At 41.0% G+C, this 18,314-nt stretch carries 18 protein-coding genes and 1 riboswitch; of the genes, 5 read left to right on the top strand and 13 right to left on the bottom strand.

Translation table 11 applies throughout. From position 1 onward, the window contains the following. Positions 1-594: 594 nt before the first annotated feature. Positions 595-1,044: an RNA recognition motif domain-containing protein gene (locus EES38_RS19445; protein WP_124938882.1), complete on the top strand. Its 450-nt coding sequence runs from the start codon at positions 595-597 to the stop codon at positions 1,042-1,044. Here EES38_RS19445 and murI read toward each other — a convergent pair. Both murI and EES38_RS19435 read right to left on the bottom strand, forming a co-directional pair. Further along, on the bottom strand, positions 1,013-1,813 hold the full coding sequence (murI, locus tag EES38_RS19440) for a glutamate racemase (protein ID WP_124938881.1): 801 nt from the start codon (positions 1,811-1,813) through the stop codon (positions 1,013-1,015). The genes EES38_RS19445 and murI overlap by 32 nt on opposite strands. A gap of 102 nt (positions 1,814-1,915) precedes the next feature. Further along, positions 1,916-3,700 (bottom strand): TonB-dependent receptor domain-containing protein, encoded by a 1,785-nt coding sequence (locus EES38_RS19435; RefSeq protein WP_124938880.1) that lies wholly within the window; start codon positions 3,698-3,700, stop codon positions 1,916-1,918. Positions 3,701-3,738: 38 nt separating this feature from the next. Beyond that, positions 3,739-3,934: riboswitch (cobalamin riboswitch) on the bottom strand. A 157-nt stretch (positions 3,935-4,091) separates the two neighbouring features. On the opposite strand from EES38_RS19435, the gene trmA reads away from it, so the two are divergent. Continuing rightward, on the top strand, positions 4,092-5,198 hold the full coding sequence (gene trmA / locus EES38_RS19430; RefSeq protein ID WP_124938879.1) for a tRNA (uridine(54)-C5)-methyltransferase TrmA: 1,107 nt from the start codon (positions 4,092-4,094) through the stop codon (positions 5,196-5,198). Positions 5,199-5,246: 48 nt separating this feature from the next. Here the strand turns inward: trmA and EES38_RS19425 are convergent, their stop codons facing one another. Both EES38_RS19425 and fabR read right to left on the bottom strand, forming a co-directional pair. Next, entirely contained in the window at positions 5,247-5,615 is a 369-nt protein-coding gene (locus tag EES38_RS19425; protein ID WP_124938878.1) for a YijD family membrane protein, read from the bottom strand. Further along, positions 5,605-6,246 (bottom strand): HTH-type transcriptional repressor FabR, encoded by a 642-nt coding sequence (fabR, locus tag EES38_RS19420; RefSeq protein WP_124938877.1) that lies wholly within the window; start codon positions 6,244-6,246, stop codon positions 5,605-5,607. Before fabR ends, EES38_RS19425 begins: the two co-directional genes overlap by 11 nt. A 228-nt stretch (positions 6,247-6,474) precedes the next feature. Between fabR and sthA the strand changes: the two genes are divergently transcribed. Then, a complete protein-coding gene (gene sthA, locus EES38_RS19415; RefSeq protein ID WP_124938876.1) occupies positions 6,475-7,875 on the top strand; it encodes a Si-specific NAD(P)(+) transhydrogenase in 1,401 nt (466 codons plus the stop codon). Between the two features lie 26 nt (positions 7,876-7,901). On the opposite strand, the gene EES38_RS19410 is transcribed toward sthA, so the two are convergent. The 4 genes from EES38_RS19410 to EES38_RS19395 all read right to left on the bottom strand — a co-directional run bounded on the left by EES38_RS19410 (position 7,902) and on the right by EES38_RS19395 (position 11,298). Beyond that, positions 7,902-9,263: an MATE family efflux transporter gene (locus EES38_RS19410; protein WP_243694229.1), complete on the bottom strand. Its 1,362-nt coding sequence runs from the start codon at positions 9,261-9,263 to the stop codon at positions 7,902-7,904. Positions 9,264-9,325: 62 nt separating this feature from the next. Continuing rightward, positions 9,326-10,144 (bottom strand): class I SAM-dependent methyltransferase, encoded by an 819-nt coding sequence (locus EES38_RS19405; RefSeq protein WP_124938875.1) that lies wholly within the window; start codon positions 10,142-10,144, stop codon positions 9,326-9,328. Between the two features lie 76 nt (positions 10,145-10,220). Further along, positions 10,221-10,850 carry a transcriptional repressor LexA gene (gene lexA, locus EES38_RS19400; protein ID WP_124938874.1) on the bottom strand — a complete coding sequence of 210 codons (630 nt, stop codon included), beginning with the start codon at positions 10,848-10,850 and terminating at the stop codon, positions 10,221-10,223. 85 nt (positions 10,851-10,935) lie between these two features. Then, the gene (locus EES38_RS19395; RefSeq protein WP_124938873.1) at positions 10,936-11,298 is read right to left on the bottom strand and encodes a diacylglycerol kinase; all 363 of its coding nucleotides are present in this window, start codon (positions 11,296-11,298) and stop codon (positions 10,936-10,938) included. Between the two features lie 149 nt (positions 11,299-11,447). On the opposite strand from EES38_RS19395, the gene plsB reads away from it, so the two are divergent. Continuing rightward, positions 11,448-13,841 (top strand): glycerol-3-phosphate 1-O-acyltransferase PlsB, encoded by a 2,394-nt coding sequence (gene plsB / locus EES38_RS19390; protein WP_124938872.1) that lies wholly within the window; start codon positions 11,448-11,450, stop codon positions 13,839-13,841. A 36-nt stretch (positions 13,842-13,877) separates the two neighbouring features. On the opposite strand, the gene ubiA is transcribed toward plsB, so the two are convergent. Continuing rightward, entirely contained in the window at positions 13,878-14,732 is an 855-nt protein-coding gene (ubiA, locus tag EES38_RS19385) for a 4-hydroxybenzoate octaprenyltransferase (protein ID WP_124938871.1), read from the bottom strand. A gap of 12 nt (positions 14,733-14,744) precedes the next feature. Next, positions 14,745-15,278, bottom strand: coding sequence for a chorismate--pyruvate lyase family protein (locus EES38_RS19380; protein WP_124938870.1), 534 nt, complete (start codon positions 15,276-15,278; stop codon positions 14,745-14,747). A gap of 166 nt (positions 15,279-15,444) precedes the next feature. On the opposite strand from EES38_RS19380, the gene EES38_RS19375 reads away from it, so the two are divergent. Continuing rightward, complete coding sequence (locus tag EES38_RS19375) at positions 15,445-15,864, top strand: flagellar basal body-associated protein FliL (protein WP_124938869.1); 420 nt, start codon at positions 15,445-15,447, stop codon at positions 15,862-15,864. A gap of 28 nt (positions 15,865-15,892) precedes the next feature. Here the strand turns inward: EES38_RS19375 and glpG are convergent, their stop codons facing one another. From glpG to rpoH, 3 genes are all read right to left on the bottom strand, one after another. Further along, positions 15,893-16,720: a rhomboid family intramembrane serine protease GlpG gene (glpG, locus tag EES38_RS19370; protein ID WP_124938868.1), complete on the bottom strand. Its 828-nt coding sequence runs from the start codon at positions 16,718-16,720 to the stop codon at positions 15,893-15,895. Positions 16,721-16,724: 4 nt separating this feature from the next. Beyond that, complete coding sequence (glpE, locus tag EES38_RS19365; protein WP_124938867.1) at positions 16,725-17,042, bottom strand: thiosulfate sulfurtransferase GlpE; 318 nt, start codon at positions 17,040-17,042, stop codon at positions 16,725-16,727. A 407-nt stretch (positions 17,043-17,449) separates the two neighbouring features. Further along, entirely contained in the window at positions 17,450-18,304 is an 855-nt protein-coding gene (gene rpoH, locus EES38_RS19360) for an RNA polymerase sigma factor RpoH (protein WP_124938866.1), read from the bottom strand. Positions 18,305-18,314: the final 10 nt, after the last annotated feature.

The following is an 18,314-nucleotide window of genomic DNA, read 5'->3' as shown; positions in this document are numbered from 1 at the left end:
AGCCATGATCAAACTCTTCAATTAAAGTTTTTTGTGACACCGAAGTGTCGGCTCAATGAATACTGATAACATGCACTACTTAATTAAAAGTAATGTAATGTTGAATTGACTGTGCCAAATAATCTTTCTTAAAAAGAAATCTTATTCGWTTTGGTCACTCGTATCATTGATAAAATCTTTTGGATGTTTATCCGACGAGTGCCCACACAGATTGATAGGTTTATATTGTTAAAGAGCATCTAGCTTATGAGCATCTCGCTCTCGGCTAGGGGTGCGTATAATACGCTTTTAAACTTTAGAGTCAAGAATTAATTTTCTTTAATTTCTTTTCTCTCCAGATTTGTGAGTCGCCTCTCTCCTCTGTCGTGGAGCGGCATTATAGAGAGGTTTAACATCGTGACAAGTGTTTTTTTGCTTTTTTCACTCGTTTGAGCAAAAACACAGCAGAAGGTAGGGTAATTAGATGGAACCTTTGAATTTAATCACAGCAATAGGTTGGAAAAACGTCAGTGTTATACGTAATATTGTGTTATCTGTTTCCGACAAATAATTCATTCACATTATTTTTCTTTTAACCTGATTAGATTTTAAGTTATGAATTCAAGCAAAATTACATTAATCGTCGCCTTAATCCTTATTTTAGGCATTGTTGTCTTCTTAAATATTGAAGTATCTCATGTCCTCTCTTATGTCGTTGGTGTGGTGCTGACATTTCTAGCTGTCGCCCTAACATCAAAATCCTCTAAGGGAGAATCATCTAACTCCTCACTTGGTACAACAACATTGTATGTTGGTAACTTACCGTATAAAGCAAATGAGTCTCATGTAAAAAATCTATTTGCCGATTATGGTGAGGTTTTCGCTGTTCGCTTAATGAAAGATAAGAAAACTGGGAAAAGACGTGGCTTTGGTTTTGTCGTCATGTCTGAGCTAGAAGCCCCTAAAGCTATAGATGCTCTTAATGAGCATAATTACATGGACCGAACGTTGAAAGTTCGCGTCGCTAACGATCCTAAATCTTCTGATAACGAAACAGACTCGTAGAATCGAAACCCATACTAATAAGGCATTTCTGTAACTTCTTACTTTTTTCATCCAAGACAGTTGCAAATGCCTTATTAGATTGGCATCGGTGCTTACTCGGTAGATTAGCGAGTAAAGATTTAACCCGCCTTGCTACTGCATCTCCAGAATCTATAAGAGTCACTTTGTCCGATAATACCTTATTGATCTCTGATTTTATCAAAGGGAAATGGGTACAACCTAACACCGCAACATCAATCTTATTAATTAATGGTGCGAGTTCTTGCTTAAGTAGTTCAAGATCGACACTCTCCCCTTGCAACTTTTTCTCTGCCATATGGACAAGAGTTGTGCTACCTAACATAACCACCGGGACATTATTCGAAAATTCATTAATTAGCGTATTAATATAGTCGCGCTTAACTGTTGCTGGCGTAGCAATAAGAGCGACTGACTGGTTAGACAAGCGACATGCAGGCTTTATAGCAGGAACGACACCAACAACAGGAATTGAAAGTATCTGACGTAAGCTCGGTAGCGCTATTGTACTCGCAGTGTTACAGGCTATTACGACTAAATCGATTTGTTCTTGTATTACGATTCTTGATACTAGATTCAAAACTCTATCGATTAAAACATCTTCTCGTAATTCTCCGTAAGGATAGGCTTCATTATCGTAGAGATAAAAGTAGTTATGATCAGGCAGTGTCTGTTTCACCTGTTGATAAACCGACAGGCCACCGACACCAGAATCAAAGAAAAGAATATTTGAAGTTAGAGAATCAGACACGTCGAAAAAGAACAGTAATTAGAATTTACGAAATCATACGCCGCTGTTGATAAAACTTAAAGTGCTACAAAAAAGAAGCCGCCTGATGGCGGCTTATTAAGATTAAAATTTATAATCAATACTCACATAGGCTTTACGATCAGCGGTATTATATCCATCTGCAGTCTCATAATCCGCATCAAATGCGTTTGTCAATTTACTGCCTAGCTTAATACCGTTATCAAATTGATAAGCAACAGAAAAATCAAACAGTGAATAGGCACCTAACACTTCACTATTTGTTTTATCTTCAAATCGAGAACCTTGATAAGTGTACGTCATCGATAATATCCAGCTATCAACTGAATATGAGGAATTCCATTTTGCAGAATGCTTCGCTCGTCTTCTTAACTCATAATTAGTATCTTTATCTTTTGCATCCGTATAATCATACGAAACTTTATGCGAGAAAGGCCCAGTATCGAAGTCAAATTCTAGTTCAGCACCTTTGATAATTGCCTCATTGTAACTCGCCACTGTACTACCCTGACCTGATATTAGATTATCAATATCATTCCGGAATCCAGATAGACGAATATCAAATATGTCATAAGAAGCACTCAAGGCTATCTCAACATTTTTAGATTCTTCAGGCTTTAAGTCAGGATCACCATAATTAGGATAGTAAAGTTGGTTAAATGTAGGAGCATGGTATCCAGTACCTCCGTTGGCTGTAAGTCGGTACGTATCATTAATTCTATATCCCAGACCTAGCTGCCAAGTATTATTTTCACCATATCTTTGATTGTCATCATGACGAACTGAAGCTTCCGCATCATATTGTTCATAGTTGAGTGTTGTAGTCAAATACGCTGCAGTATTATAGCGTGACGTTTCATCGTAGCTTACTGATGATTTGGACACATCATCAACATACCACTCAACTCCGCCCCCAACAGTCCAAATGTCAGAAACTAAGTATTGGTTAGTCCAGTTAACTTCCTGCCTTAGTGTTTCATAAGTGCTACCGTAAGCAAGGGTTTCTCGTTTATCTTGGTTTGCCGCAACCATTAACTGACTATTAAACGTATCTGAGCTGTACTTTACATTCGACACAACATTGTAGTTCTGCTCTGTCGTAAATTTATCGGCACTATCGAACTCAACGCGTCCATTATGTAAAAGTACAAGTAAATTCGCTTGCCACTGTTCATTAAATTTATAATCTAGGTTTGAAGTAAGATTTCTAGATAAGTAGCCATCATCATCTTCATTACCAGCCCCGGATTTTACCGAGTAACCATCAACATCCTGGAACTCATAACCCAAAGATGCATGTAACTGCTCTGAGATATAGCCAGATGTTAGTGCTTTTACATCTCGATAATTATCGCTTCCATAGACAGCACCTAACTCAGTCTCTTGACTCGAATTATCAGTAATGATGTTTATGACACCGCCAAGAGCATCCGAACCATACACTGCCGCTCTTGGCCCTCTTAGATACTCGATTCTTGATATAGACACCAAAGGAATTGTAGAAAGAGATGCTGTGCCTGTTGTAGAACTCCCCACTCTAGCACCATCGATTAACACAAGAGTATGTGTATCGTTTGTACCACGAATAAATACACTGGAGGTTTGTCCATAACTACCGTTACGAGCTATTTGAATACCAGGTAGTGTATTCAAGACATCAAGTAAATCACTTGCTTGGATTCTTTCGATCTCTTGTTTTGTTACAACAACAACTGGAGCAGTTGTACTATCTATTTTCTGCTCAAAACGGTTAGCAGTAACGACAACAGTATCATCGGTAGTCTGGGCAGAATCGGATGCTGCGTATGATGTAGAGGCGTACGAAAATAGCGATGCGGCCACTGCCATCGCTAAAGCTGACTTTTTCATTGTTATATCCTAAATCGCGTTAATAATGACCGAACACTCCTAAAGTTCGGTTGTTGGCAGGTCTTCGGACTTAAGAGCATGTGTTGCCACTACCTAGACTCGACTTCCCTCTGAGATCAGAAGTGTCATAATGAGTTTTCGTTCTCTTTTACCGCTGCGCGTCAGTTCTGGATTTACACCAGATTCCCTTTTCAGCTCACAAATTAAGCAAGCACCAACTTTTCGAGAGGGGATAATATTGACCAATGTTTGCTTTGTCTAGCCTAAGTCACAGTGTATAGACTATTTTATCAACTGGTTCAGAACTAAATTCGCTGAATACTGGACATCAGAACTGAATTGACTAAAATCTGCGCTCCCTGCTCTGAAAGAAATATAAAGGTAATAAACGATGGCGATTCCAGCGATGAACGCAATAAGCTATGCAGAACAATTAGAAGAGAAAGTAACTCGTTTAAACGAGATGTTTAGCTCTTTTGGTACTCCTGAGCTGGAAGTATTTACGTCCCCCGAACAGCATTACCGTATGAGAGCTGAGTTCAGAGTGTGGCACGAAGGTGAAGATCTTTACTACATCATGTTTGATCAGGAGACAAAATCGAAGTACCGCGTCGACCAGTTTCCGGCAGCAAGCGAACTCATCAATCAAGTAATGCCAGCCTTAGTCGAAGAGATCAAAGATAACGAGCTTTTAAGGAAAAAACTCTTTCAGGTCGATTTTTTATCGACGCTTAGTGGAGAGATATTAGTTTCCATGCTGTATCACCGCCAGATTGATGATTCATGGACGGCAGAAGCCAAACAGCTAAAAGAACGCCTAAATGCTCGAGGATTCAAACTAAACCTGATAGGCCGAGCAAGAAAAATTAAAGTCGTCTTGGATCAGGAATACGTTCTCGAAACATTGCATGTGCACAACCAACCCTTTATTTATCAACAGGTCGAGAATAGCTTTACTCAACCTAACGGCAAAGTTGCAGAAAAAATGTTGGAATGGGCTGTGACATCAACAAAGCAAAGCAAAGGTGACCTGCTTGAGCTTTATTGTGGCAATGGCAACTTTTCACTTGCTCTGGCACAAAACTTCCGTCGTGTTCTGGCGACAGAGTTGGCAAAACCATCAGTCGATTCAGCACAGTATAATATCGCTGCCAATAAAATTGATAATGTGCAAATTATTCGCATGTCAGCAGAAGAGTTTACTCAGGCAATGGAAGGCAAAAGAGAATTTCGCCGCCTGAAAGACGCCGGTATTGATCTGAAAAGCTATGACTGCAATACTATTTTTGTCGACCCTCCACGAGCAGGAATGGACATAGATACCTGCCATATGGTGCAAAAATACGAGCGTATTATGTATATCTCTTGTAATCCAGAGACGTTAAAAGACAATTTGGAAGTTCTAAGCACAACCCATAACATCACGCGCTTTGCTCTTTTTGACCAATTCCCATATACCCACCATATGGAATGTGGTGTTTTCCTCGAGCGAAAATAAACTAAAAAAGCCGCTGTATAAAGCGGCTTTTTCTCTCTACTAAGTGAGCTAATCTTTCCCGAAGTAACCCATTTTCTTACCAATCCAAATCATTAAGACAAGCACAATAACAATTGCAATGAAATTAGATCCGGAATCAGGATATTGTGCTTTGATAAAGGCAGAATGGCCAAATACACCGACAAAGAAGCTAGCCAAACCAACCAGAGGGAAATCCTCAGACACTGGTTTTTTGAGATATTCCTGATACAGAGACTGTACAGATAAAACCAGAGCAATTACTGGGAAGATAGAGAAACCCACTTCGCTCATAGTTAGCCAAGATAAAATAGCATCACAGCACATCCCTGCGACTAAGGCCAACACTAAGTTTTTCAGCTCAGTGTTCTTTTGAGTATTACTACTTTCATTCGACATGAATTGAATCCGCCCTTGATGTATGTTTGTCGTTTTCATGACGATAGCTACTTGCTCCTTTCGCTATCATCCTTAATTGAATAATAAGTCGTTCTGCTAATGCATCACGATCCAATTTATCGAGGTCCAATGCTTCTGCACCAGAACTAAAAACTAACGTTACCGAAGCTTCAGCCTGAACGACAGCATGCTCCCGAGCCAGTCCAGTAACTACAAGATACTCGGTTAGTTCAGCGATAAAATGTTGAATTTCTCGCGCCACCGCAGCGCGAAACGCATAAGACGTTCCCGAACGCTCGCGAAGCAAAAGACGAAATATATTCGGGCTATTTTCGATAAACTCCATAAACGTAATGACGGAGGTACGAATGACACTACCTTGAGCAACAATTCGCTGTCTGGCCTGTCTCATTAATTGCCGAAGTAATAATCCGCCTTCATCAACCATTGTTAACCCAAGCTCATCCATGTCTTTAAAGTGACGATAAAAGGAAGTTGGCGCAACACCCGCTTCACGAGTCACCTCTCGAAGGCTAAGATTAGAAAAGCTCCGTTCAGCACTAAGTTGCCGGAATGCCGCATCAATTAACGCTCGACGCGTCTTCTCTTTTTGTTGAGCACGGATTCCCATCAGCTTTCGTTCCCTAAACAGAAAAATACAGAGTAACAATATAGCGCGAATATTAACAAAATATAATTTACACACTAACGAGATTTAATGACAGCTTAACATTCATCTCGTTTTTTAGAATCACCGATGTTTAAGCAATACAAAAAGTCTATGGTCAATGTCACATTCTGTGAATGGAATATTAAGTTACAATCACAAAAATTGTCTAAATAACAAGAAGGAAGCAATATGCCACAACAAAACCATTTTGATGTTATCGTCATTGGAAGTGGGCCAGGAGGTGAAGGTGCCGCTATGGGCCTGACCAAGGCAGGGTTGCGAGTCGCTGTTGTGGAGAAAGAAAATACAGTTGGTGGTGGTTGCACTCACTGGGGAACGATTCCTTCGAAAGCATTAAGGCATGCAGTCAGCCGAATTATAGAATTTAATAGTAATCCTGTATTTACTAATGCACATACAGAAATTCATTCCACCTTTTCAACCATCCTATCTCACGCAAAAACCGTCATTGATAAACAGACAAAGCTAAGACAAGGCTTCTACGACCGTAATCAATGTGAAATCATTACTGGTCTTGCGAGCTTTCAAGATGCACATACTCTAAATGTAGAGCTACGTGATGGCAGCATTGAGACCTACACTGCAGATCGATTTGTTATCGCGACAGGCTCACGACCTTATCGTCCGGCCGATGTCGACTTTACCCATGAGCGAATCTACGATAGTGATTCGATTCTCAACCTAAAGCACGATCCCAGACATATTATTATTTACGGTGCAGGTGTCATCGGATGTGAATACGCTTCGATTTTCCGAGGATTAGGAGTAAAAACTGATTTAATCAATACTCGTGATCGTCTACTTGCTTTCTTAGATAACGAAATCTCGGATTCACTCTCTTACCATTTTTGGAATAATGGGGTCATTATTCGAAATGACGAAACCTACCAGTCCATTGAAGCGGTTGATGATGGTGTTATTGTTCATCTGCAGTCTGGTAAAAAGATGAAAGCCGACTGTATCCTCTACGCCAACGGCAGAACGGGTAATACAGACAGACTGAATTTATCTGCGGTAGGTCTGGAAGCGGATTCTCGTGGACAACTGAAGGTAAATAATAACTATCAGACCGCTGTAGAGCATATTTATGCTGTGGGCGATGTCATTGGCTATCCTAGCCTAGCAAGTGCTGCTTATGATCAGGGACGTTTTACCGCACAAGCTATCAGCCAAGGGAAAGCGACCAATCAACTCATCGAGCATATTCCTACGGGTATTTATACCATTCCCGAAATCAGTTCTGTAGGAAAAACAGAACAAGAGTTAACTGCAGCCAAAATTCCTTACGAAGTTGGACGCTCAGCCTTCCAACATTTAGCGAGAGCTCAAATTGCCGGGAAAGATGTGGGTAGCCTGAAAATATTGTTTCATCGTGAAACTAAAGAAATACTGGGCATTCACTGTTTTGGTGGCCGCTCTTCAGAAATCATTCATATCGGTCAGGCAATCATGGAACAAAAAGGAGAAGCAAATACCATCGAGTATTTCGTGAACACCACCTTTAACTATCCGACGATGGCAGAGGCATACCGTGTTGCAGCATTAAATGGACTAAACAGACTGTTCTAATCTCACCACGAAACAAAGAGTGCCGATTATTCGGCACTCTTGGCTTTAAAATCAAAAAAGGTATCGTTTTGATGCTGCTTATACATAATCACAAGCAGAGTCACACTACGTGCAGCCATAAAGATCAGCATCGATGCCCAAAGGCCATGGTTATCAAATCTCTGCAACATTAAATAAGACAGCGCAAAGCAGAGTAGAGATAACATCATGCCATTACGCATTTCTTTTCCTTTCGTGGCACCGACAAAAATACCATCTAATAGGAAACACCACATTGAGACCAATGGCATCATAATCAGCCAAATAAGATAATCATTAGCAGTGACTCTAACTGTATCAATGTCTGTCAGTAACTGAATAAGCGTATTACCCCATCCGGTAAAGACTATGGTCAAACCAATACATGTCAGCAAACTCCAAAACAAGGAACCAATAATAGACTTCACGAGATTAGTGCGACTTTTCTGCCCAATAGCTCGACCGATCATTGCTTCAATAGCATACGCAAAACCATCCATCCCGAATGATATTGTCATTAGGAAACTCATAAGCACTGCATTAGCAGCCACAATGGCATCTCCATACGCTGCTCCACGAAACGTCATAAAGCTAAAAACAGCATGTAGACACAATGAACGGATAAAAATATCACGATTCAACTTTAAAAAATTGACCAGCCCATGAGTGACCTTAGAGCCAAAATGTTGAATACGAGGCAACTGATGTTTACGAACATAATCGACAACACAATACAAAGCGAAAGCGGAACCTAAATAATCGGAGATGACCGATGCTGTCGCGGCTCCATCGACCTTCCAATCAAGAACAAGCACAAACAAAATATCAAGAATAATATTGGCGATGTTTGTAATGATGACCATCCACATTGGAGCCTTAGAGTTTTGCGTCCCTAATAACCATCCTAGAAACACAAAATTTGCCAGTGCCGCTGGCGCACCCCAAACTCGAATGGAAAAATAGTCATAGGCATAGCGCTTAACCTCGTCACTGGCATCACTGAATGAAAGAACTAATTGCGCGACAGGATGATAGATAAGTAGAAATAACGCGGCAAAACCAAGGGCCATCAACAGCCCCTGATAAAGCACTAACGCCGTTCTCTGATGATCATTACGTCCTATTGACTGAGCCGTCAGTCCCGTCGTCGACATTCTGAGAAAACCCAAAAGCCAAAACGATAAACTGATCATGGTGCTGCCCAGAGCTACCCCACCAAGATACCAAGAGTGTTCAAGATGCCCAATAACAGCTGAATCGACAAGACCGAGCAGTGGAATGGTAATATTAGAAATCACCATAGGAATAGCCAATCTAAGCACCTGTTTATGGACAGATAGATTAAAAATGGCCTGTTTTATCGTATTCACTTAACACCCTCACAGTTAGACGTGAGTAGTGTACCTAAGCCAGTTCTAGAGCACTAGTCATGTTACCAGCGCATATTGATGACAACCGGGGTCAATCGAAAACGATAATGAGGAAAATGAGTGAGCATTCGCTGCCATAGTTTCCAGCGGCGACATTGATATTGAAGCGGTGAAAAAACTGTAACCCTCTCAACCCAAGGCAAACAATTAAATATCGCTTCTGTAGCAGATGCTATACCGTGCGCGTATCTTCCTGAGCCAACGCTTTGTCCCAACGAAGTATTGGCTTTATCCCCAGCCATCACAATACAACCTTGCCCTTGAGGAAATTGGGTAGCGATTCCGCGCATAAAGCGATTTACGATTGCAATATCACAATCAAGCAAGGCGTATTCACACAATATCAATATTGGAGTCCCTTCAGGGATCAGAAGCGATTTTAACCAAGACAACTCAGTCACGCTCCCCTGAAGATTTGTATACCGTTCGCTGGGATGAAATAGTTTGCTGCGCCAGTCGAGGTTCTCTGAGATGTCCACTTCAAACCAATGACATAAGCCATTATCCAAACGGTAAAAGCGGGTATCTAAACCAGCACCAACATTAATGATCCAAGCGTGAGGAAAACGGGCCAAGAATTGAGTGACCTGTAGGTCAACCATGCTAGTCAATGTCGCATGGAGAAGCTGCTTCTGAGAAACATTTCCAGCCAGACACTCCGGAGCCATAGCACAGGACTGGCATGCACGAGCGGCGATGGGATCATAAACCAAGCCGTCTTGAGACAGACTTTCTTGGGATCTGTACCAAAGCGGTTCAACTAAATGTGATGGTATCAAATAACGGGATGGATTTTTGTTTTCCATGCTAGCCACTATCATCTTCTTCCTAACGGATAAGAAGATGATAATGAATATCAGTTACAATAGCAACCTAATGAGAATAGTTCTCGATAAATCACATCCAATCAGTATTACGAATAATCCCTACAGCAAGACCTTCTATCGTGAGTTGTTGGAATGTCAGATCCACTTCTATGGGAGCAAATTCATCGTTTTCTGCATGAAGGTAGACCTTTGAGCCCTGACGTTCAATACGTTTTACGGTGACATCATCTTCAACTCTGGCGACCACAACCTGACCATCTCGAACATCTTGAGTTTTATGCACCGCAAGAAGATCACCATCCATAATACCGATATTCTTCATACTCTCACCATGAACTCGCAACAGAAAGTCGGCGCTTGGCTTGAACATAGAAGGATCTACCTGATAGTGAGCCTCAACATGCTCTTGAGCCAAAATAGGCTCACCAGCAGCGACCTGACCAATCAGCGGTAATCCACCGTCCTCATCATTCGCCGACTCAGTAGTCGTACCTAAAATACGAATACCACGTGACGCTCCAGGGACAATTTCTATCACCTGTTTTCGGGCAAGAGCTTTTAAATGCTCCTCTGCCGCATTAGCAGATCGGAACCCTAATTCTTTGGCAATTTCCGCACGTGTCGGCGGCATGCCTGTTTCATCTATCTTTGCTCGAATAAGATCGAACACTTGTTGCTGGCGAGGAGTTAACGGCTTCATGATTCACCTGTCTTTTTATACAGTTAACTGTGAGTATATCCAGTATTTTTAGAAATGAAAAGTAACTGTACTATTTTTTAATCAATTAGAACCAAATAATGCTCACCCAGACAAAAATCACTAATCCCATCGTAATAAAGACCGCAGCCGAACCCATATCTTTCGCCTGTCCTGCCAACGTATGATGCTCAGAACCAATGCGATCAACCACTGCTTCCACAGCGCTATTAAGCAACTCAACAATCAAGAGTAACAATAAAGATGACACCATCAGTATTCTTTCAATCGTCGACACATCTAAGAAAAAAGCCATCGGGATAAAAATAATGCAGAGCAGAACCTCTTCACGAAAGGCCGCTTCGTTCTTTAAGGCGGACGATAGCCCTTGGTAAGAGTATTTTGCAGCTTTGATTAGTCGACCAATTCCCTGTGGGTTCTTTTTTTGCACTTATTTTTTCCTTTTTAAACACATCACGTAAGCCAGAGTATGATTGAGGGATAAACAATGATTAACAGGTTAGACCAGTATCTGTTATCCTCATATAATATCGAATAACACCGCTAATTTAGGCGATTTATATAACGGGTTAATATCATATGTCTTATCGAAGAGTAATTACGAGCACTGCTTTGCAATTCCCTTTATCTCTTCTCGTAAAAAGTAAAATCATTCCTTATGACTATCAAATTGATATCAATAGACCAATCATCTATGCAATGCCCTTCTTTTCCGATTTTGATCTAACGACTTTAAAAAAGAAGGTCATTGAATTAGGTATGCCGGATCCTACACTCCCGTTATTCATCAATGGATCAGAGTATCCAAGAACAGTATTTATCAATTCGAGTCCATCTTTTTTGAATAGCGAAAAGTTGGAACATAATGATTCCATTCCCTATTTAACGGATCTGCTCGAATTACACAACACTGAAGCTGACTTAGATGTGCAAGTTATCCCTGTTGCGATTCTTTGGGGCAGAAAACCGGGGAAAGAGCATAAAACACGTTCGTTTTTACAGCCGATGAGTAGTATAGAGAAACTTAAAGCCATCATTAAATTTGGTCGAGACTGCGTGATACGCCTCAGTCCACCTGTATCGTTAAAGCTTATGGCTCAACAACATGGAAGTGATACAGAAATAGGTCACAAATTAGCAAGAGTCGCCCGTATTCATTTTGCTCGCCAAAAACTGGCAGCGTCTGGACCCGCCTTGCCTAAACGAGAAAAGCTGATTCAAAGACTGGTGCAATCAAACGTTGTGAGAGAAACCATTCGGGAAGAAGCCAAAGCACGAAATTTAAGCTATGAGAAAGTACAAAAGGAAGCGATTGATATTGTTGATGAAATAGCGGCAAACTTTTCTTATTCTCTGGTGAAAAAAGGCGATAAATTGCTGGGTTGGTTGTGGAACCGAATCTATCAGGGTATCAATGTCAACCACATACAAAGAGTAAGGCAACTGGCACAAGAAGGCCATGAGATAGTCTACGTCCCATGTCACCGAAGCCACATTGACTACTTGTTATTATCCTACGTTCTATTCCATGAAGGCTTAGTTCCACCGCATATAGCTGCGGGAATAAATCTGAATTTTTTCCCTGTCGGATCACTATTTCGTCGTGGCGGCGCCTTTTTTATTCGTCGCTCATTTAAAGGGGATAAGCTTTATTCCACTATCTTTAAGGAGTACCTAGCAGACCTTTTTGCTAAGGGCTACTCCGTTGAGTTTTTTAGTGAAGGAGGACGCTCGCGCACTGGACGCTTGCTCCCGGCAAAAACGGGAATGCTCGCGATGACAGTTCAGGCCATGTTAAAAGGGCTACACCGTCCCGTCACACTTGTTCCTGTTTATATCGGTTATGAACATGTGCTGGAAGTGTCGACTTATGCCAAGGAATTACGAGGCAAGCAGAAGGAAAAAGAAAGTGCCAGAATGGTACTCAAGACACTGAAAAAACTTAAAAACTTTGGCCAGGGATACGTAAACTTTGGCGAACCTATAACGCTAAATAATTTTCTTAATCAACGTGTACCAGATTGGACCAAAGATATCAGTAAATATACGCCGTCTAACCCCGATTGGTTGCCCGAAACGGTCAATCAGTTAGCCAGCGCGACAATGAAGAAAATAAATGATGCTGTCGCCGTTAATGGTATGAACTTATGTGCGATGGCATTACTGTCATCAAATCAAAGAGCAATCGCTAAAGAGAGCCTAATCGAACAAGTCGAACACTATCTTAGCCTACTGCGTCACGTAGAGTATTCATCCAGCTGTACCATTCCTGAAGACTCAGCCGAACAACTTGTTACAGAAGCATTGAACCTGGATAAATTTATTGTTGAGGAAGACTCAATTGGACAAATTATCGCGCTGGATCGAAAACAGTCTGTATTTATGACCTATTATCGCAATAATATTATTCACCTATTTATTGTACCTGCACTCATAGCCCAGTACTTGATTACTCACTCATCAGCTAAGAAACAAAGTCTGATTAATCATATTGAGTTGCTATTTCCCTTTATTGAAAACGAACTATTTATCGGCTTCGATAAAGCAGAGCTCCCCAATAAAGTGACTGCGTATATTACTGAGTTTTTGCATCAAGAATTGATAATCGAGGATGGCTCTGAATTCCATATCAATCAGGATAAAATTCACTCGCTACTTTTGTTCGCCAAGATAGCGGCTGATACGATGCAAAGATACGCGATCGTTATTCACCTCCTATGTCTCAATACAACACTGTCATTAGAAGAACTCAATAAACAAGGACAGAGTGTAGCGCAACGATTAGGTCGCTTATACGGCATAAACTCACCGGAGTTCTTCGATAAGAATGTGTTTGCAGCACTAGTAAAAACAATCGAAGAAGAAGGATACTTAGGCAATCAGGAAAAAGCGAACAAGCTGAGGGTTAAATTGTTGGAAAGTTTATCCCCAGAAGTACAGCTTGCCATTAAAGAGAATCGTTTGACCGACTAAAACAATGAAGCCCTCTAGATGAGGGCTTCATTGTCATTACAGATAAGAGCTAAAAATACCTAGAGTGATAATCATGCCGACATAATTGTTATTGAGGAAGGCCTGAAAGCATTGCTCACGCTTACGATCACGAATCAGATGCTGTTGATATACAAATAATGCGCTCGCTATCAGAATACTCCAATAATAGAGAGCTCCCTGATGATAAATAGCACCTATGCCGATTAGCAGAGCCAAGGTCGCTAATTGCAACAGACCAATAATAAGTTTGTCAAAACGACCAAACAAAATCGCAGTCGATTTAATTCCAACTTTTAAGTCATCGTCTCTGTCGACCATCGCATATTGAGTGTCATAGGCGATAGTCCAGATTGCATTGATAAGAAAAACAATCCAAACGCCTGTAGGTAACTGATCAGACTGAGCGGCCCAAGCCATCGGAATCGACCAGCTAAATGCCAGCGCTAAGAATAACTGAGGTAGATTAGTAAAGCGTTTCATAAACGGGTATATGAAAGCGAGCACAATACCAATAAATGACAGTTGAATTGTTAAAGAATTCATCGTTAATACTAAGACAAAAGAAACGATAGATAACAGTAGAAACAGTCCAATGGCCTCTTTCGAACTCACAATACCAGAGGGCAAAGGTCTATTCTGAGTTCGCTTAACGAAACCATCCACTTTTCGATCAGCGAAATCATTTATAACACAACCAGCAGAACGCATTAAAAATACACCACAGATAAAAACAATCAAAACATCAATATCTGGGGTACCTTGTGCGGCTAAAATTAACGCCCACAAGGTTGGCCAAAGTAATAGCAGTGAACCAATGGGCTTATTCATCCTCATCAACTGCCAGTATGCTTTGGCTTTGATTACAGTCATTCAATCACTTCCTTAAGAATAAATTGGAGCATCAGACAAAAACAGCTCAGTCACGAGCAGAGGATTGTCTTCCATCCAGAGTCTCGAGCGGCGGACTAATAATTTTTTATTTTCAGTATCGATAATCTCCGACACTTTTAACTCATCTCGACCCACCTTTTCCGCACGAAAAATGGCTTCACCCAGAGGCAACTGTCCAATACTAGACAAATCACGAGAGGCACTAACTGCGGTTGACTTAGGTATTATAGAATACCCATACACCCACGGCTTACCATCGGCATTTAAAATGACTTGACGAATGAGATACTGATCATGACTAGGCAAAAGATTTTGCTCGTCAGGCTGTAGAGTATCCTTTTCTACCCAACGACTTTCAAGTAAATCCACGCTAAATGTACCGCAACGAGATTTGATCAATTCAGAGAGAGACCCTTGCTCGGTTAGCCACTGCTGCGCTATATCTGAAGTGAACAAAAATAGTGAGGGGTCGAGCCAATGAGTCTGTTTTATAATAGATAAGTTGAGCGAAAAAGTTCGATTCATACTAGTATTCAATTATCACGTATATGCGTACAATAAGTAGCTTATACTTTTTTATTATCTCTACGATATCTGTTAAGTGTGCACAACAAGGCGTCTTGTCAGTTCAATATCCATTGTATCAAGACACACAATAATTAGAATGTCATAGCCCTAAACAAAGATGATTATGCTAAAGCTAAAACGTTATTTCTCATTTGTTTTCATCATTTCTGCTATCAGCTTAGCCATGATAAGCAACGCGTCAGCCGAAGAACAGGAAGCAGCTAAGCTTGCTTACTTTACTTTGGAACCCGATCTGACCACCAATTTTTACACCAAAGGAAAAAACTTAGGTTATATCCAGGTGCGTATCGATATTATGGTTGCAGATAGTAAAGATCTCCCCACTATTGAGCATAATCAACCACTGATTCGAGATGCTGTCGTTGAACTACTTGGCCGTCAAACTGAAGATACTATCAAGTCGTTAGCTGGGCGAGAAGACCTAAGAAAAACACTAGTTAAACAAATCAACGATTTATTACTCCCTGAAACAGGAAGAGCAATTGTCGCTGATTTACTGTTTACCAAATATATGTATCAATAAATTCAATATACGTCGTTATGCTTTATCGCTACGCATAGCGACGTACATCCACTAAGGCATAGAGAATTCCAACAACCAACCCTGCTAAATGAGCACTATTCGCGATTGCCATAAACGGTTGAACGAATCCTAAAACCAACCAAACAAGCATAAACACTAAAATCGGCTTTTGCATCCCTAGCCCCAGTTGTGGCTTTTTCCAACCAATAATCCACAGATATCCGACCAACGCATAAACAACCCCAGATAACCCGCCGAAGTTAGCGCCTTCCACCCAGTATTGAGCTAATCCTGAACAGGCAGACGATAATAGGAATAAACCGATTAATTTACTCGAGCCAAGTTTTTTCTCAATGTCACCGCCAAGTTGCCACCACCACAACATGTTAAAAACGATATGAATGACGGAAAAGTGCAACAGTGCATGGCTTATCCAACGCCACAATTGCCATTGCTGAACTGAGGAAGCTGGAAAATGCAGTGCATCGAATATAACACGACCAAACCCAACGATTTGTAATAGGTAAATCGCAACACCAATTACGATAATCCCTAAAGTAAACCACCCTGCTTTACTTTTAATCAATGACATTAAACTAGGTGATGAGTAATGGAAAGATGCTCGACTCTTTGTATTAAGGGACCAGGAGGCCTCACGATACTTAGGATGATTCGGCTGCTGTAGAAATTGCTTCAATTCTGCTTCTACTTCAATCAAATGCTCATCTTCTGGTAACCAGAGAACATAACTCCCCTGCTCATCAAGCGTCATTTGTAACGTCACTTGACGAGAAGACATATAATCAATAAAAGCCTGCCCCATACGAGGGTTGTTCAGAGAGATGAGTTTGATCATAACATTATTTTTCTACGGGTAGATTAGCCTTATGCCATGCTTCAAAGCCACCATCGATACTATAAACATCTTCGAAGCCCTGATTCATTAAATACTGAGCAGCTCCCTGGCTGCTAATACCGTGGTAGCACATCACTAACACAGTTTCATCAAACTCAACATCATTCATGAAGTTTACAATCGTGTCGTTTGTTAAATGGTAAGCTCCTTGCGCGTGGCTTAAAGTATAAGCCTGCGGATCGCGTATATCGACTATCTTCGCTTCTCCTGACTCAATCAGTTTTTGCGCTCCATGCACATCAATATGTTTAAATTGGTCCATATATTTTTCTCGCTTAATCCCGCACTAAAATCGAGCAGCCATTGTAACCTATCCAATTGAGCATAAGTACAGACAGAATATGAGGTTATCACAAATCGCTCAATATAGCGTCAGTTGTGGGTAAGTTTGTGGATTGTGTTGATAAGGTATTTTTCAGAATAAAGATCCACTATATATTGTGATGATCCTTATTTTTCTGTGTGTAAAAGTTTTAATATCCCCAATCAAAAGTCACGTATAAACGCTTTATTTACGCAGGTTGGTGACAAGACGTAAATAATTTAGACACAGAGTTATCCACAGGGCAACATGGTATTTTTTGCTACATTTTGGATCACAAATAAAAAAGGCTGAGATCATAACATCTCAGCCTTTAACAATTGGATCATTTTGTTATCAGAGATGCGTTACATCTCTCCAACGGCATCCTTCAGTTTCTTCATGGCATTTTTCTCTAGCTGGCGAATACGCTCAGCAGAAACGCCATACTCATCAGCAAGATCTTGAAGCGTTGTTTTATCATCATCTAACCAGCGCGAACGAACGATATGCTGACTACGATCATCAAGACAAGACAGTGCATAGGTCAAACGTTGATTTGTGTGTTCTTCCCAGTTTTCTGCTTCCAGATTATCCGCCAAATCTGATGCTTTATCTTCCAGATACAGTACCGGTGCAGAGCTTGGAGCAGAATCATCATCATCCGACGTCAATTCAAATGTCGCATCCTGAGCCGCTAGTCGGGACTCCATTTCTCGAACTTCTGAAGGCTCAACACCTAACTCACGGGCAACTGTCTCGACTTCGCTATTATTAAACCAGCCTAAACGCTTTTTCGACTTACGTAAGTTAAAGAACAGTTTCCGCTGTGCTTTGGTCGTCGCAATTTTAACGATACGCCAGTTACGAAGTACGTATTCGTGGATTTCCGCTTTAATCCAGTGCACAGCGAAAGACACCAGTCTTACGCCCACTTCAGGATTAAAACGTTTGACTGCTTTCATCAGCCCGATGTTACCTTCCTGGACCAAGTCAGCCATTGGTAGACCGTAACCAGAATAACCTCGTGCGATATGAACAACAAATCGCAGATGAGACAAAATCAGGCTTTTTGCAGCCTCAATCTCACCTTTAAAATGCAGTCTCTCTGCCAGCCCTTTTTCTTCTTCAGCAGTTAGCATCGGATAACTGTTTACTGAACGAATATAGCTATCAAGACTGTCTTGAGTCACTAGAGCCATAGGATATGTTTGGTTAGCCATTCAATTCCTC

Origin of the sequence: Vibrio viridaestus, assembly GCF_003856525.1 — a bacterium.
Taxonomy (GTDB): domain Bacteria; phylum Pseudomonadota; class Gammaproteobacteria; order Enterobacterales; family Vibrionaceae; genus Vibrio; species Vibrio viridaestus.
The sequence above is the reverse complement of the archived record's forward strand: the minus strand, read 5'-3'. Positions and strand labels throughout refer to the sequence as shown.

What these genes read in the sequence shown, in the direction of transcription:
- EES38_RS19445 (WP_124938882.1), top strand. Translation starts at nt 595, where the DNA reads ATGAATTCAAGCAAAATTACATTAATCGTCGCCTTAATCCTTATTTTA.
- EES38_RS19435 (WP_124938880.1), bottom strand. Translation starts at nt 3,700, where the DNA reads ATGAAAAAGTCAGCTTTAGCGATGGCAGTGGCCGCATCGCTATTTTCG.
- trmA (WP_124938879.1), top strand. Translation starts at nt 4,092, where the DNA reads ATGGCGATTCCAGCGATGAACGCAATAAGCTATGCAGAACAATTAGAA.
- EES38_RS19425 (WP_124938878.1), bottom strand. Translation starts at nt 5,615, where the DNA reads ATGTCGAATGAAAGTAGTAATACTCAAAAGAACACTGAGCTGAAAAAC.
- fabR (WP_124938877.1), bottom strand. Translation starts at nt 6,246, where the DNA reads ATGGGAATCCGTGCTCAACAAAAAGAGAAGACGCGTCGAGCGTTAATT.
- sthA (WP_124938876.1), top strand. Translation starts at nt 6,475, where the DNA reads ATGCCACAACAAAACCATTTTGATGTTATCGTCATTGGAAGTGGGCCA.
- EES38_RS19405 (WP_124938875.1), bottom strand. Translation starts at nt 10,144, where the DNA reads ATGATAGTGGCTAGCATGGAAAACAAAAATCCATCCCGTTATTTGATA.
- lexA (WP_124938874.1), bottom strand. Translation starts at nt 10,850, where the DNA reads ATGAAGCCGTTAACTCCTCGCCAGCAACAAGTGTTCGATCTTATTCGA.
- plsB (WP_124938872.1), top strand. Translation starts at nt 11,448, where the DNA reads ATGTCTTATCGAAGAGTAATTACGAGCACTGCTTTGCAATTCCCTTTA.
- ubiA (WP_124938871.1), bottom strand. Translation starts at nt 14,732, where the DNA reads ATGACTGTAATCAAAGCCAAAGCATACTGGCAGTTGATGAGGATGAAT.
- EES38_RS19380 (WP_124938870.1), bottom strand. Translation starts at nt 15,278, where the DNA reads ATGAATCGAACTTTTTCGCTCAACTTATCTATTATAAAACAGACTCAT.
- EES38_RS19375 (WP_124938869.1), top strand. Translation starts at nt 15,445, where the DNA reads ATGCTAAAGCTAAAACGTTATTTCTCATTTGTTTTCATCATTTCTGCT.
- glpG (WP_124938868.1), bottom strand. Translation starts at nt 16,720, where the DNA reads ATGATCAAACTCATCTCTCTGAACAACCCTCGTATGGGGCAGGCTTTT.
- glpE (WP_124938867.1), bottom strand. Translation starts at nt 17,042, where the DNA reads ATGGACCAATTTAAACATATTGATGTGCATGGAGCGCAAAAACTGATT.
- rpoH (WP_124938866.1), bottom strand. Translation starts at nt 18,304, where the DNA reads ATGGCTAACCAAACATATCCTATGGCTCTAGTGACTCAAGACAGTCTT.